The organism is Bradyrhizobium sp. CCBAU 11361, from assembly GCF_028128935.1.
Lineage (GTDB): Bacteria > Pseudomonadota > Alphaproteobacteria > Rhizobiales > Xanthobacteraceae > Bradyrhizobium > Bradyrhizobium niftali.
Genome location: NZ_LBJZ01000018.1, coordinates 1 through 13,556, shown reverse-complemented (window position 1 = coordinate 13,556; position 13,556 = coordinate 1). Strand labels below are relative to the sequence as shown.

Here is a 13,556-nt window from a genome sequence, read left to right as displayed (position 1 = left end):
ACAGGGCCACTAGCTTCAATGGTTAGAGCGTCCGCCTCTTAAGCGGAGGGTTCGCGGTTCGAGGCGGTGGCCCACCAATCCGAAAGATTAGGGCGTGTACTCATAAACCCGCGCTGCACTTGGTATGAGGTCCGCTCTGCCTCTGATACGGCGCGTTTGCGCACCCCACCCTAGGTCCAAGACGGGCCAACAGGCGACATGGCATCTCATCTATAATTGAGAGAGGTCGCCAACTGAGGCGACCTCAATTCATCTTCTGGCGAAGCTTCTCGATGATCTTGCGGAGGTCGTTCGCGTATTCTTCCATGACCCGTCGCGCCGTCTCCAAGCGGGAAGGCTTAGGTTCTCGTTCCTTCGCCTCTCGCTGATCGTCAGGCTTGGCCATGGCCCGATGAATGAGGCAGGAACAGGCGGGGCCATTGAGCTAAATCAAAGGCCGATGAACAGTCGGCAACTACTTCGGTGGCTGTAATCCTGGCGACTTCAGCCAATCATGAAGTCCGCTGGCCCGAAGTCGGCTAATGGGATGGTCCGGCCGTGCTCCTGCCCGCCAGCGATAAGCTGGCCAGGGGCGCCAAGACAAGGAGCACGCCATGTCCCAGACACCCAATACCGCGATCGCAGTGATCGGCATCGATATCGGCAAAAACTCGTTCCATGTCGTGGGCCACGATACGCGCGGCGCCATCTTGCTGCGGCAAAAGTGGTCGCGTGGCCAAGTGGAAGCGCGGCTCGCCAAAGCGGCGGCTTGACTCCGCGCCGATTACATCCGGTCTTCCACGATAAGCAGACAATTTCCGAGCCTGTCCGGACTTCGCATTCGGGCCAAACGGCGACATTGCCCGCCAGCTCGCATCGTTGCTGCTGGCTACGGCTGCAGCCCGTCGAGATTAATCAATCTGACAAAGTGATTTTTCATCGGCTAGGTAGACTGCTTCGCAAGTCCGCTATCCGGCAGGACCAGCTTCGACGGTTCGGCGTTTGACTTAGCCAGCTGATTCCTCGTGCGCGCTTCGAAGGCATCGAGCCGCAAAGCGAAGGTCGCCAACTCAAGCTTGAGATTATTCACTTCTTGCGCTCGCTGGTCGTCCCGCTTATTCATGACGAATGCCTCTTGTCTCTCGTACGATTTACAATGCGCCGTGCATTGGGTGAGTGCTCGGCTTGCACCACCAGTGTCCGTAGGTGCTGTACTTGCTGATAGGCTCGTTCAATGTTGATTGGTGGTACGCATGTTGAGAGCGCTACAAATGATTTGCTCGTGGCTGGTCGCTCCGGGAACAACGAAATGCGGGCAAATGTGTCAGGTCTTTTGAACATCCGCTTCCTCCAGAAGTGCCGCAATTCTCAACCTATTCGGGTCGCGTTCACCCTTCGCTGCCGCAGCGAGGATACGCGAAGCCAACTTTGCCTTCATGGCAGACGTGCGCTCGGCCTTAGGCAGGATGATTGACGCCTCATCTAGTACGGATCTCATCAGCTTGATCTCGTCGGGCTTAAATCTCGTTCTGAGTGCAAGCACTCGTCTCCTCCTCCGCATCACATGGTCACAACACTAATCGTCCTAATGATCGTATAGGCGGATCCCCTCGAAGGTCTGAGTGCGCTACTCTATTTAAGCTTCCTGTGCCCCGGTTCCTTAATGTAGATCATTGCGGCTTGAGAATGCTATTTTTGGGCAGCGGTTCTTTCGCCTTCTCATCCGCCAGCAGCTTAAGAAGTACTTCGCGCTCCGCGTCCGTCTGCGGTTCAGCGAGACGTTTCTTGAACAGCGCAAGGTTGTCCTTGTGAATGAATTTCTCCATGGACTGACCTCCCTGATTAAAGCTCAGGACTAGTGTTTGGGGTTGGGGTAAACGCGCGCAACCCATGCGCGCAACGCCTCCGATTTCATGGGGTCTTCCGAACTTCCCACCATCTGGACCATGTGCAGTGCCTTCGGGCATCCCTTGCACCCGGGGAAATCAAACAGGCAGAACTCATGCCCTGAAGGCGCGTCTACTGCCGTCATTTCGAAGCGGCACATCAACTGGATAGGCTCTTGGCTGCGCTGAACTTGGCTGCATTGAGTTTGGGGCATGATGCTCTCCCTGGTTCAGCCGGGAACGCGACACTCCAGGCCAATGCGTTCGATAAGGTAAGGCTATGAAACTCGCCTGAATACCAAAGGCGAGTCTGGTACCCGACATAAATCGCGAAAATAGTTGGACCACCAGCGCGACTACCGTCAACCAAGCAGACGGCCCGGTATGACCGCGACCTGATCCCGCTCGACGGGCGCGTAAGCGCCGGGCGAGCCCGGCTGGCAGCGCAGGAGCCTCCATCGGGCCGGAACGTCCAAGCTGGTGAGGGGTTAGACTCTGAGAGCTATAGTTGGAGCCTCGCGATGCCCCGCTATTCTTTTCACTTGAATAGGAACGATAAGGCGGCCCTCGATATCGACGGCTTGACCTTCCTGGATCACCAAGCCGCATGGGAAGAAGCAACGATGGCTTGCGGTGAAATGATCCGTACAATCGATGGTCATTTGCAGCCGGGCGCTGGCTGGCGGATGGAGGTTACTGACGAAGCGGGCAAGCTCATTTACCGCCTGTGCTTCATAGCGGAATCATTTGAGTAAGGCCCTTGCTTCGTCCGGTATCGGACCACTTAAGGTATGATATATAATTGCCGCCTTCACATTGGCGTCAGCCAGTAATTGACGGATGTATTGCGTGCGATCAATTCCAGCCCGTCCCCTGGACAACAAACTTCTGTCAGCTTTGCCGCGTGCTCAGTACAGTCTGTTGGCACCGCACCTTGCGACCGTCTCACTTGCGTCAGGAGCTGTGCTTTTTGAACCTGGCGATGAGGTGGACCACGTTTACTTTCCCCATTCGGGAATGTTGTCATTGCTTGCCGTAATGCGCGACGGGAAAGCAGTTGAAACCGCGACGGTAGGCCGTGAAGGCGTCGTCGGTGCAATGGCTGGGCTGAGGCCGCATAAGTCGTTTGTTCGCGTCGTTGTGCAGATGCCGACGCGTGTAAGCAAGATCGCTTCGCACAGTTTTAGGACTGTGGTCGCGACAAGCGAACAACTGCGAAATCTCTGCATCGAATATAATGAAGTGTTGTTATCACAAGCACGCGTGATCGCAGCGTGCAATGCGCTCCACTCGGTAGAAGCCCGACTTTGCCGATGGTTGCTCGAATCAGCAGACAGAGCAAACAGCGATAGGCTTGCGCTTACCCAAGAATTTCTGGCAGAAATGCTTGGCGTACGACGGACGTCGGTGACCGCGGTCGCCAAGACACTTCATAATCAGGGAGTTTTGGATTACTCCCACGGCGTGATTCACATACTGGATCGCCATAAGCTAGAGCAGACGTCGTGTGAGTGTTATCAAACGCTTTTAGACCAATCTGCGAAGCTCCAAAGCACTTAGCCAAGTCTGAGCTGGTGCCTTTTACTGCAATGCATCCAAACGTCGGCAAAAACGCAAAGCAGAATGGCGCTTTTGTTTAAGCGTGTTTGATCCATCGCAATGGCATGCTCTCAGGGTAGCGATATTTGCCTCAACTATGTACGAGGTTGTCATCATTGAGCGCGGCCTGACCCATTGGGAGTGGCAAGTGTGCAATAGTGACGGAGTGGAGATGTCGCGTGGCCGAGAAAAGACTCGCGCTGAGGCCAGATATCAGGGCAACCGAGCCTTATTCAGCCTGTTGGTCGGTGGCTGGAAACCCATGACCCCCAAACGCCAATAGAGAACAGCTGCCCGGCGTTAATGCCCCACGGTCCCGTTTAGATTGCCGTGCGGGCTGGCCCCGATGTCCGAGATGGGTCCACAAGCTGCCCTTGGCAGGCTGCTTCACCTTGGTCGGCTCATCTCCCGGAAGCAGACATTTCGGCTCTCCGAGTGAAGGTCCGCAACGGGCCATGAGCCGACATCGCTCCAATCAAGCGGCGGTACTTGTCAGGCTCCTTAGCGGCCGTAGGGGAAGCAGCGGTTGCGATCGAGTGTGAGACCGAAATGCGCTCCCAGCGCAGCGATGGCCGCTTCCTGCTGAGGATAAGGATCGGCATTGGATGCGGCAACGATGATGATCCGGAACCCGCCGCGATCCTTGCCACCCGGTGGCAGCATCGCTGTAGTCAGTGCATTGCCCTCCCTGTCGCGCAACGTGAGGAAAAGCGGCATCTCTCGCTGTACATGGGCCTCGAGGCCGATGTCGCGCTCGATCGCGTTGGGCCGCTCCGGACGCCAGGACTGGACTGCCTTCTCCCGCTCGCGGCAGAAATATTTCTCGACTGTGTGGCTCATCAGGCGCGACTCATGCGCCGCTTCACCTTCCGTCTCGATACGGAACCAGGTCTTACCCTTCGGCGCGTCGCAAACGTACTGCATTTCGCCCGTCCTGCGATCGCCGCAATTCTAGGGCGGCCGGCCTGCAAAGCCAATATGAGACTAGCTCCCGTGTATAGCGCTGCACGACCAGAGGGGCTAAGAGTTCTTGATTGGACGTTGAAGTTCTAGTGAGCCCAAACCATAGTAGGCCGAACCGGAACAATCCACTTCAAGGAGCGTACCGATGCATGACATAAGGGAAAAGCAACGCGAAGCCCGCCGGAAGATCATTCGCCAATGGGCGAAGCTTCCGAAGGATAAACGGCAGTCTATGGAGGGGATTTCTGAATTCGCCAGGACCGCCGCTCAGCAGAACGAGAAAGCATTCGTCCGCAGTCGTCGCGATCCGCATGAGAAGATCATGGGATGGCTATTGCCGCGTGCTCACCTCTGAACGACTGAGTCCTCTGCACATCCTTCGAAGGCGACACCGAAATTTCGGCAAAGTCATCGAATGTCCTGCCGTGTCCGAACCCCCGGCAGGGCCGCTACAAAGCGACGAGATAACTGTGAAGCCGAAAGCAACCATCATCGTCGCAGCGCTGCTAGCTGCAACGGCTGCACATGCCGAGACGATCGATCTGAAATGCTGGGCGCGGGGCCTTACGGGTAGCGAGCGCAACTCGGTCTACATAAACGGGGAACAGGTCACCGTTAATCTGGACGAGGGGACGATGCACTCTCGGACATTCGGAAGCAATTTGGCCGTCCACGTCACGGATACGCACTTGTTCTTTGAGACGGCGCTTACGCTCGGCAACATTTGGCAACATCTGTTCGACCCGACCGCTGTCTGGCAAGGTTTCATCAACCGCGTCGACGGCACGCTTAAGGCGCATAAACGCGACGGTACTGTCATCAGCGGGCACTGCCAGCTGGTCGGCTGAACCTGCCCATGTCGCAGATGGGTCAATCTCGCCATTCTTGCAGTTGGCCAGCCACGTCCGATCTACCCTCAACTTCAGACATACCGCTGCACCACGACAACGGAAGCGACGGGCCACCTGCGGAAGTTGCATCGTTTCGAGCTAGAATTCGGTCGGGGCCGATGCCGAGCATCCGCAATTCGCTGTTCACCGTCCCGAGAGCGGTAATCTCAAACGAAAAGTCGCACCGCCCTCAATTTTGTTCTCCGCCCCGATGCGCCCGTTATGAGCTTCAACAATTGTGCGGGCAATGGCCAAACCCATTCCCATGCCGTGAGGCTTTGTCGAAAAAAACGGGTTGAATATCTCCTTGAGTTGGTCAGGGTCGATGCCTGCACCGACATCTGACACTGAAACCTCGCCAAAATTGCCGTCACGCGCCGTCGAGATTGTTACCTTTCGATCCGCGCGAGGAACGTCTTCCATTGCGTCAGCTGCGTTTACGATTAGGTTTACGAGGATCTGCTGAATTTGGACTTGATCGCCCTTGAACGGCAACAGCTCGGAACAATTCACGCTATTAAGATCACATTTCCTCATAGCTGCGTATGGAGAAAGCATTTGGACCGTATCGCGTACAATGTCGTTCAAGTCAGCACTGGTGACTTTGGACGGCGCCTTCTTGAGCAAGTTGCGCAGGCGCAGGATTACTTCAGACGCCCGCTTGTTATCGCGGTGTATGTCATCGACGACTTCGCTGATATCTCTTAGGTCTGGCGCTGGTGATTTGAGCATCAGTTGCAGCGTCTCGGCGTTGGTTAGAATAGCCCCAAGCGGCTGATTAATTTCGTGCGCTATCGACGCAGTAAGTTCGCCGGCCGTCGAATAGCGGTTAAGATGAGCAAGTTCTGCTGAACGACGGCTCGCCTCAATTTGAAAATACTGACGGCGGCGGCGCTCCAACAGTAGAGCCCAAATCGTTGCGCTCTGAAACAGTATGATCGCGCAGACGAGTGCGATTTGCCCACGATATCGCTCCCACGAGGTCCGATCACGAAAGTAAATCTCGCTTCCTGGAGGCAAGCGGTCTTCAGCAATCCGCCAGCGCTGCATCTCACGCCAGTCAAATCGTGGCGTCGAAAACTCCAGGGGAGGGATCCTGATATCGCCAGCCCTGTCACCTCCGAGGATGCGAATCACAGCGGCGGCTGTGGCGAGGCTCGTATCATGCACTGCGTTGAAGGGGCCGCCAACAGCGCCTTGTCCGATGAGTGGTTCAGTGTAACCAAAAATGGGTGCATTCGAGATCGCATGAAGTCTCCTGAAAGCTTCATCGCCTTCGTGCACAACTCCTTGCGCATCGACATTCATTCCCTCCCACAAGATTGCGGAGTGTGGTGCGAGACGAGCAGCCTCTTTCAGTATGTCTTCGAATGACAGAGTGTCCCAGAATGTTAGTTCGACGCGGTCAGCTAAGGGCGTCGCTTCCTTACGAATTGCGTCCGACCAGAAGCGCTCATTGGGAGACGTGCCGTTCACGATTGCGACGTTTTTGGTGTCAGGCAGCACCCTCAGGATGTTCTCCAAAAGGGCCTTGTAGTTTATCCGAATAGGTACGACAGCGTCGTTCTGCGTAAGTGTGACGTATTGGACGCGACGTTGCTCGAGGGTGGTAAGCACCATCGGGGTAGAAGTGAATAGCCGGTCGCGGTATTGCTGCACAAAGTTCGCCGCTGGCGCGCCGATGCTTACAATCACGTCGGGCGGTTTTTCGGCAAATAGAGCGGTGAGGTAGTCAACGAACGGAATGTCCGGATTACTATTATTGTGGCGAGCTGAAATGAGGGAATGGTCCGTAATATCAAGAAGCCAAGGCGATTGCCTTTTCAGCTCTTCCCGAATGCCTTGAGAATAGTCGCTCCAAGGCCTCATCTCGGTGCCGAACGAATGCAGCAACATGACTTGCTTATTATCGCTCGCCGAAACGACCGCTTCAGGCGATACAGCGAGGAGAAAAACAACAAGTCCCAAAGCGCCTGAAATACGATTCATGAACGCAAGCCGAATGCGCGGTATAGCCGGTATCGTCGGCAAAGCTCGCAGATGTTGACTCGGATACAAGATCCACTCGAACGCACGGCCCGGCCGGGAGACGTCCGCTCTGGGTCAATCGGGCCGGTTTTACCTTCCGCCAGCCACGTCCGTCTCCCCCGAACAACGAGCATCGTTAGACGGGCTCGGCTCGTCCCTTTTGTGGCTTCCGTTCTCTGCGAACAGGCGAATTGCTGATGATAAAAACGTAAACGGATACGAACCTGGCTTGCCGTGTGCCGCGCCAAGGTCGTGCCCCGCAAAAAGTGCCTTACCGCCGCACCCCTACGCGATTGACGCCACCATTTAAATTGCCACCGGCGTTATGACGGACCGCAGCGCGCGCCACCGGACGAGGCCTGAGCACGACGCCTGCCCGGGCAACGCAGCCGCTCGGATATTCAACGTACTGGCAGTACACGACCGCCTTGGCTGGGGCTGGATTGAGAGTGAGACCTGCAAGCCCTAACAAGGCGCTGGCAGCAATCCCGGTAACAGTCGCTGACTTGATCGAAAGACGCCTCCGCATGGCGGACCTCCTCTTCGCGCTTGCGTCACTGAAGGTGACGGAAGCCGCCTCATCAGGTGCGGCTAAAAATAGCGTGAGCGCCAAGGGATCGCTGACGTTGACCTAGATCAAAGGATGGTTTGCCATCATGCGGCTGCAGCCGGCGACGTCCGCCGTCAGAACTACCGCTAGACGCTTTCCAATCAAAGCACGACAAACCACGGGCTAGGCAGCTGCAATGTCCGTTGCGGGTCATTCGCGTCGGTCGGGCGCCCGGCCAACCGCGTCCGGTCTATCCCGATAACCGGACAACACAAAAGCGGGTCCGGACTTCGCATTCGGGCCAACAGGCGACGTGAATCACAATGGCAAATGAAACAAGCCGCCCAACTGAGGCGGCACTTACTCGGCTGGTGGGATCGCGTTGAGAAGCTGAGAAATGGCAGTGACAAGCTGCGCGGGCGCGAACGGCTTCGCCAACATGATGCTGTTAGGTACGCCCTTTGATGCCCAATCGTCTGCTTCGATGCCGCTCATGTAAACGACGGGAAAGTGGGGGTCGATCTCTCTGGCGTGTCGCGCGACCTCCCACCCGTCGATCTCACCGGGCTTCAGATTGATGTCCGTGACGAGCGCCCGGTATTTGCCCTCGGCCGCATCAAGTAGCTCAATGGCCTTTTCGCCGGACGGAGTTGCTACGGTCTCGAACCCGCCCTCGCTCAGGCAGTCTTCGACAAGGTTCTGAACAAGCTGGTCATCTTCAACGACCAGGATAAAAAGCTGTTGGTTTTCCACTCGGGGACCTCAGTGCGCCGCAATAGGAGCGCAAGGGTACACGCGGGGAACAGACTATCGTTCCGGGGATAGTGAGCAATATTGCTCACAATGAAATTGGGGCCACTAGGGGTTAAAACACCATCTTGAGAGAACTGAGGGGGAAAGTGGAACAAAGCCCGGACGCGAATGCCTCTCTGGGCGGCCTCGCAGTTTCCCATGGTCTGCTTGAGGCCCCTAGTCGGCAGCCTATTCGGAACAATGCTGTCTGGAAGCACTTGGCGCACTAGAGGTTGCCAATGCCCCGGTACTTTTTTGATGTCGAGGACGGCCACAGGCTTTTTGATTCATTGGGGTTTGTTTGCGACGACGATATCGCTGCAATCATCAGGGCGACGGTGCTGGCCATCGGCGTTTCACTTGATAAGCCCGAAGATGATCCTGAGCGTCGCATCGCCATAATCAGCGATGACGGACGTGAGATTGGCACCGTGCCCGTTTATTCGAGGCCCTCATACAAAAATCCGGCCCAATAAGGTGCGGCCGCTACGTCGGCGCTTGCAGTTGACCGTGAAGCCAGCCGGTTGTTTGTGGGGACTTCATCGGATCAATCAGATCGGCCACGAGCTGGTGGACGTCCTTGCACGCGGGGCACTCAAACGTCCGGATATCGAAGCCAAAGGGGCCGGGCGTAATCCGAGCCAGCACCGCTTCTGCTCGACACATAGGACATAGCGTTCGGGGATGGCGGAACATGTTGCACGCCTTGATCAGGCGGGAGCGTTACAGAACTCTCAGTCACCGGTAGTTGCCGTGGTGGGCGGTGATGGAACCCACTGTGGAACTGCCACTGGGCTCGGCGCTGGTCAGTATTGCTCACATGCCAAAAGAAATTAACGCGTCGTTAGTGAGTTAGGTCGCCGCTAGATTCAAATTAGGGCAATTGCTCGCAACCCCAGTGATCACGCGTCGAGGACGCTCGTCGCTATTGACCATACGTGCTGCAGCACTCCCAGCTTGGTCGAATGTCCTCCTTGGGTCATTCGCGACGCTCGAGCGGCGCGCCTCGATCTACAGGCCGACTCTTTCAACACAAACGCCCAGAAGTGGACAGCTTGAGATCATCATTAGCGGGCGTCCGTGAGACGACGCCAAACCCCATCAGCCATCGTCCGGGGCCGGCGTTCAGTCCCGCAAGCACCCGCTCGCGCAAGACTGTGGGGCAACGTTCGCCGCGCTGGGCTAGCTCGATGACTCTCGCGGCGATGGTCTCGCGAGCCCGCGCGTCGCCGTTGATATGAAGGTAATGGCAGACTTCCTCACAAGCCAGGGACATCGCCTCAATATCGTTGGGCTCGAATGCGCCGGCTGATACGAACGGAAGGATGACACCCATAATTCAGCTCCTCTGTTACTGGGACGCCTTCGGCATCTCCATAATGAACGAGTCTGCGCACATTTGGAGCCGAAATCTGAGCTTTAGTGCTCACTTGGCCGCCGGGGACACGTGCCACTACACTGCCACCGACATCCGTCCCGGGTTTTCCTGATGTTCGGTTTGCCCTAGAATGTAAGCCAGTTGATATTTGAAGGCGGGAAGCGTGGCCAAGGCAACGAAGAAGCAGCCCTTCGACGTCCAGGAGTTCCTCCACACCGTGGCCTCGGGGAGGACCGTTTCAAACTATCGGAAGAATCGGAAGGTCTTCTCTCAGGGAGACCCCGGTGATGCGGTCTTCTACATTCAGGAGGGCAAGGTCAAGGTCTGCGTCGTCTCCGAGCAGGGCAAGGAGGCGGTCGTCGCGCTCCACGGAAATGGGGACTTCTTCGGTGAGAGCTGCCTAAATGGGCATCCGCTGCGGGTGTCGACGGTCGTGACGGTGACGGAGTGCGTCATCATGCGGCTCGAAAAGGCAGCTATCGTGCGTGTGCTCCATGACGAGCCGAAGTTCTCTGAGATGTTCATGGCTCACCTGTTGTCTAGGAACGCCCGAGTCGAGGAGGACTTGGTCGACCAACTTTTTAATTCCAGTGAGAAGCGTCTGGCGAGGGTGCTCCTCTTGATGGCGAACTTCGGCAAGGAGAGTAAGCCCGAGCCGGTCATAGCGAAGATAAGCCAGGAGACACTCGCGGAGATGGTCGGGACCACCAGGTCGCGCGTCAGCATGTTCATGAACAAGTTCCGCAAGCTTGGGTTCATCAAATACAACGGATCACTGGAGGTCCATAATTCCCTGCTGAACGTGGTCTTGCACGACAATCCTCACCTAAGAAAGCGTGCCGAAAAGGAAAAATGAATTGAACCTGCTCGGACGTTGCCCCTCTGGTCTAGCTGCCGCACCAGCTTGGGGTCATCTAGCCCGCTTGTGAACCTGACAGCCTCACGACCGCTACGGGTCAAAAAGCAGCGGTGGACGCTAAGTTGGATCGGCGGCCGGTTTGTCCCTGACAGCTGACATGCGCAGCGCTCAAGCGACCTTCGGCTAAGGGCCAAAGCCGGAAGTCGGATCCGCTTCGCATGGACGACACGGATCGGATCACCAACCATCAGACAAGAGGAAGCCTGACGCGGAACGACGCGCCACCGTGAACCCGATTTTTGGCCCATATCCTACCCAAATGGACAGCATCGACGATATCACTCGGCTTAATGCTCAAACATCATAATAATTGCATTCTTGGCGCTGGTCCGAGCGGCTGAATGTCCGCTTTACTCGGAAGTCGGCGGGTCCTTGGTAGATGGTCTGCTCGGCCACTGTGAGCGGACATCACCGGATCCGCGGTTCAGGTCCGGGAAGGGCCAGACTCGGACTCATCACCGCAGCAAACGACATGCACGAACCGCAGTGATTTACTCAATCACCTCGTCGGCGCGGGCGAGTGATCGAGCCGCGCCCATCGCGCTCTGTTAATAGACACCACGCCGCACGGCGCGACGTGTATGGCGGTACACGCGACGGTCGACACGACGCGCAGTCACGCGGGCGCGCCGGTACGTGACGGCCTGCGCTTGATCAACGCTTAACTCCACGCCGCCCGGTGTCACCTGCGGCGAGACCGGAATCGTCGCCACCAGGCCCGACGCAATCGCGAGCCCGAGCAGGGAAAAAACGCTTCGACGCGAAATCACTTCCGACTTGATCTTTTCAGTCATCACAGCCCCCTGTTGGGCTTGAGTGAATGCCACCGACGTTGGCGTTCGGTCCGTCACAAATCGGACGCCAGCTCGCTTCTTCGATGCACGTAATCGACGCATCTCTTATGCGGCGCCCTCGACGGTCGAGCACCTCGGCCTCTGGTCCATACCGGGTATGGTCAGATTGAAGCAGTGGGTGCTGACGCTGAGAGCTGTAGCGTTCCGTCAGCGCCTGCCGACTCGATCGACCGGACCACCACGATTCATCGGTGTTCCAGGCCGTACCGCTTCTCGCGCCGCAGCTCGCGCAACTGGCCTCGGCCGCAGTACGACACCAGGCCTTACGACGCAATTGGCGGGATAATCAACGTATTGGCAGTAGACCACTGCACCGGCCTTTTCAGTGCTCGCGGCTACGAACCCAGTTATTAGCAGGGCAGCCGCCGCTAACGCAATTGAGAGCCTCATTGTGGGCCTCCTCCGTTCAGTAGTTCTACAGGCAAACTGATAGACCGGCCGAGTGTTGATCTAGGTCAATGGATCAATTCGTGGCCAGACGTCACTGCACCCCGCGATAGCGAAGACTTGTTGTGCCGCGTATGTCCGTTTGGGGTCAAAGTGCGAAGAACTCGGCCTGAGCAAAACTAGTCCGCTGCCACCCACGAAGCTGACCTCAATGAGACGGTTCGCCACTTCACGGATGGGCCAGCGCGTTGCATAGGACGTCAGAGGGCGATGCCCCAGGGCCTGCGCTGGGCTGATCTGTGCTAGGCTTCTTCAAAACATGGTTGGTTGGTTTTGGGAGGCGATTGTGAGGCGACGTGAGTTCATCGCGCTCCTCGGCGGCGCGGCGGCAATCCGACCACTCGGCGCGCATGCGGAGCGTCCGCCAGAGCGCATCCTCTATTTCACATACTCCGCCGGCTACCGGCATGATGTCATACCGCTTTCTAAGGTGATCCTGACCCAGCTCGGACGCAATTCAGGTGTCTTTGAAGTCACTGCGACGGAAGACACGTCTGAATTTTCTACCGAAAACCTCGAGCGCTACGCAGCGGTGATGTTCTACACAACCGGAGAACTTCCGATGAGCGCCGCGCAAAAGAGAGCTCTTCTCAACTTTGTGCGCTCGGGCCGCGGGTTCCTCGGCGTTCATTCGGCGACGGACACATTCTACACTTGGCCGGACTATCTCGATCTGGTCGGCGGCTACTTTAATGGTCATCCTTGGCATCAGGCCGTGAAGATCGAGGTGGTTGATGCTGGCGATCCCCTGGTGGCTTTTCTCGGGAATTGGTTGCAAGTCGAGGACGAGATCTACCAAATCAGCGACTTCGACTATCGTGGTTCACGCGTCCTCCTGCGCCTCGACCCAAGCTCGGTGGACCTTGGCAAGACTGGCGTACATCAACGATTCTATGGCTGGCCTCTCACCTGGACCCGATTCTATGGCGAGGGACGAGTATTTTATTCGGCGCTAGGCCACGAGCCGTCAGTTTGGCAGGACGCCCGCTACCAGCGAATCCTCACGAACGCTATCCTCTGGTCTATGCGAAGGTCGCCCCAGTAGTGTGGCACTTCGCATTTGCGCCACCGCCGGATTCGTTGGCTGGTGTCCGTGCCAGAGATTCGGACAGTCTTGGTCTGCGACTTCCGCTCCGGGTCAAAACCGGCAATACTCTGTTCTCTGCTTAAATCCCAAAAGCCGACGTCGGCGCCTTTATGATGGGGTGGACGCCCCGCCGACGGCATCGATGTGCCAAAGTGGAGGTGTTGAGCACCACTTAAGGGAGGCG

The 13,556-nt window shown here is 57.0% G+C and carries 17 protein-coding genes, 1 tRNA gene and 1 pseudogene; 9 read left to right on the top strand and 10 right to left on the bottom strand.

Annotated elements, in window-relative coordinates; all coding sequences use genetic code 11:
* Positions 1-3 precede the first annotated feature (3 nt).
* Both XI08_RS06045 and XI08_RS06040 read left to right on the top strand, forming a co-directional pair.
* Positions 4-77 (top strand) — tRNA-Lys (locus XI08_RS06045).
* A gap of 516 nt (positions 78-593) precedes the next feature.
* Positions 594-737 (top strand): annotated as a pseudogene (locus XI08_RS06040) (IS110 family transposase); the annotation flags it as partial.
* A gap of 185 nt (positions 738-922) precedes the next feature.
* On the opposite strand, the gene XI08_RS06035 reads toward XI08_RS06040, so the two are convergent.
* From XI08_RS06035 to XI08_RS06025, 3 genes are all read right to left on the bottom strand, one after another.
* Positions 923-1,102, bottom strand: a complete 180-nt coding sequence (locus XI08_RS06035; RefSeq protein WP_271573747.1) for a hypothetical protein — start codon at positions 1,100-1,102, stop codon at positions 923-925.
* 201 nt (positions 1,103-1,303) lie between these two features.
* Positions 1,304-1,522 (bottom strand): hypothetical protein, encoded by a 219-nt coding sequence (locus tag XI08_RS06030; protein ID WP_271573746.1) that lies wholly within the window; start codon positions 1,520-1,522, stop codon positions 1,304-1,306.
* A gap of 127 nt (positions 1,523-1,649) precedes the next feature.
* Positions 1,650-1,805: a hypothetical protein gene (locus XI08_RS06025; protein WP_271573745.1), complete on the bottom strand. Its 156-nt coding sequence runs from the start codon at positions 1,803-1,805 to the stop codon at positions 1,650-1,652.
* A gap of 581 nt (positions 1,806-2,386) precedes the next feature.
* Here XI08_RS06025 and XI08_RS06020 point away from each other — a divergent pair.
* Positions 2,387-2,620, top strand: coding sequence for a DUF6894 family protein (locus XI08_RS06020; protein ID WP_271573744.1), 234 nt, complete (start codon positions 2,387-2,389; stop codon positions 2,618-2,620).
* A 94-nt stretch (positions 2,621-2,714) separates the two neighbouring features.
* Entirely contained in the window at positions 2,715-3,425 is a 711-nt protein-coding gene (locus XI08_RS06015) for a Crp/Fnr family transcriptional regulator (RefSeq protein ID WP_271573743.1), read from the top strand.
* Positions 3,426-3,965: 540 nt separating this feature from the next.
* Here the strand turns inward: XI08_RS06015 and XI08_RS06010 are convergent.
* A complete protein-coding gene (locus XI08_RS06010) occupies positions 3,966-4,388 on the bottom strand; it encodes a hypothetical protein (protein ID WP_011087400.1) in 423 nt (140 codons plus the stop codon).
* Positions 4,389-4,572: 184 nt separating this feature from the next.
* On the opposite strand from XI08_RS06010, the gene XI08_RS06005 reads away from it, so the two are divergent.
* Both XI08_RS06005 and XI08_RS06000 read left to right on the top strand, forming a co-directional pair.
* On the top strand, positions 4,573-4,782 hold the full coding sequence (locus XI08_RS06005) for a hypothetical protein (RefSeq protein ID WP_271573742.1): 210 nt from the start codon (positions 4,573-4,575) through the stop codon (positions 4,780-4,782).
* Positions 4,783-4,897: 115 nt separating this feature from the next.
* Complete coding sequence (locus XI08_RS06000) at positions 4,898-5,275, top strand: hypothetical protein (RefSeq protein ID WP_271573741.1); 378 nt, start codon at positions 4,898-4,900, stop codon at positions 5,273-5,275.
* A 186-nt stretch (positions 5,276-5,461) separates the two neighbouring features.
* Here the strand turns inward: XI08_RS06000 and XI08_RS05995 are convergent, their stop codons facing one another.
* The 3 genes from XI08_RS05995 to XI08_RS05985 form a co-directional block, all read right to left on the bottom strand.
* Positions 5,462-7,306, bottom strand: a complete 1,845-nt coding sequence (locus tag XI08_RS05995) for a sensor histidine kinase (protein WP_271573740.1) — start codon at positions 7,304-7,306, stop codon at positions 5,462-5,464.
* A 310-nt stretch (positions 7,307-7,616) separates the two neighbouring features.
* Positions 7,617-7,874, bottom strand: a complete 258-nt coding sequence (locus XI08_RS05990) for a hypothetical protein (RefSeq protein ID WP_082901090.1) — start codon at positions 7,872-7,874, stop codon at positions 7,617-7,619.
* A 381-nt stretch (positions 7,875-8,255) separates the two neighbouring features.
* A complete protein-coding gene (locus XI08_RS05985; RefSeq protein ID WP_028153361.1) occupies positions 8,256-8,648 on the bottom strand; it encodes a response regulator transcription factor in 393 nt (130 codons plus the stop codon).
* A 278-nt stretch (positions 8,649-8,926) separates the two neighbouring features.
* Here XI08_RS05985 and XI08_RS05980 point away from each other — a divergent pair, with 278 nt between their 5' ends.
* On the top strand, positions 8,927-9,163 hold the full coding sequence (locus XI08_RS05980) for a DUF6894 family protein (protein ID WP_271573739.1): 237 nt from the start codon (positions 8,927-8,929) through the stop codon (positions 9,161-9,163).
* 551 nt (positions 9,164-9,714) lie between these two features.
* On the opposite strand, the gene XI08_RS05975 is transcribed toward XI08_RS05980, so the two are convergent.
* Complete coding sequence (locus XI08_RS05975; RefSeq protein ID WP_271573738.1) at positions 9,715-10,023, bottom strand: hypothetical protein; 309 nt, start codon at positions 10,021-10,023, stop codon at positions 9,715-9,717.
* A gap of 205 nt (positions 10,024-10,228) precedes the next feature.
* On the opposite strand from XI08_RS05975, the gene XI08_RS05970 reads away from it, so the two are divergent.
* Positions 10,229-10,921, top strand: a complete 693-nt coding sequence (locus tag XI08_RS05970; protein WP_271573737.1) for a Crp/Fnr family transcriptional regulator — start codon at positions 10,229-10,231, stop codon at positions 10,919-10,921.
* 611 nt (positions 10,922-11,532) lie between these two features.
* Here XI08_RS05970 and XI08_RS05965 read toward each other — a convergent pair.
* The gene (locus XI08_RS05965) at positions 11,533-11,778 is read right to left on the bottom strand and encodes a hypothetical protein (RefSeq protein ID WP_271573736.1); all 246 of its coding nucleotides are present in this window, start codon (positions 11,776-11,778) and stop codon (positions 11,533-11,535) included.
* Positions 11,779-11,985: 207 nt separating this feature from the next.
* A complete protein-coding gene (locus XI08_RS05960; RefSeq protein WP_271573735.1) occupies positions 11,986-12,228 on the bottom strand; it encodes a hypothetical protein in 243 nt (80 codons plus the stop codon).
* Between the two features lie 343 nt (positions 12,229-12,571).
* On the opposite strand from XI08_RS05960, the gene XI08_RS05955 reads away from it, so the two are divergent.
* A complete protein-coding gene (locus XI08_RS05955; RefSeq protein WP_271573734.1) occupies positions 12,572-13,330 on the top strand; it encodes a ThuA domain-containing protein in 759 nt (252 codons plus the stop codon).
* Positions 13,331-13,556: the final 226 nt, after the last annotated feature.

Bases quoted from the DNA above. Each gene is read 5' to 3' on its own strand.
- XI08_RS06035 (WP_271573747.1), bottom strand. From the start codon at position 1,102: ATGAATAAGCGGGACGACCAGCGAGCGCAAGAAGTGAATAATCTCAAG.
- XI08_RS06025 (WP_271573745.1), bottom strand. From the start codon at position 1,805: ATGGAGAAATTCATTCACAAGGACAACCTTGCGCTGTTCAAGAAACGT.
- XI08_RS06020 (WP_271573744.1), top strand. From the start codon at position 2,387: ATGCCCCGCTATTCTTTTCACTTGAATAGGAACGATAAGGCGGCCCTC.
- XI08_RS06010 (WP_011087400.1), bottom strand. From the start codon at position 4,388: ATGCAGTACGTTTGCGACGCGCCGAAGGGTAAGACCTGGTTCCGTATC.
- XI08_RS06005 (WP_271573742.1), top strand. From the start codon at position 4,573: ATGCATGACATAAGGGAAAAGCAACGCGAAGCCCGCCGGAAGATCATT.
- XI08_RS05995 (WP_271573740.1), bottom strand. From the start codon at position 7,306: ATGAATCGTATTTCAGGCGCTTTGGGACTTGTTGTTTTTCTCCTCGCT.
- XI08_RS05990 (WP_082901090.1), bottom strand. From the start codon at position 7,874: ATGCGGAGGCGTCTTTCGATCAAGTCAGCGACTGTTACCGGGATTGCT.
- XI08_RS05980 (WP_271573739.1), top strand. From the start codon at position 8,927: ATGCCCCGGTACTTTTTTGATGTCGAGGACGGCCACAGGCTTTTTGAT.
- XI08_RS05975 (WP_271573738.1), bottom strand. From the start codon at position 10,023: ATGGGTGTCATCCTTCCGTTCGTATCAGCCGGCGCATTCGAGCCCAAC.
- XI08_RS05965 (WP_271573736.1), bottom strand. From the start codon at position 11,778: ATGACTGAAAAGATCAAGTCGGAAGTGATTTCGCGTCGAAGCGTTTTT.
- XI08_RS05960 (WP_271573735.1), bottom strand. From the start codon at position 12,228: ATGAGGCTCTCAATTGCGTTAGCGGCGGCTGCCCTGCTAATAACTGGG.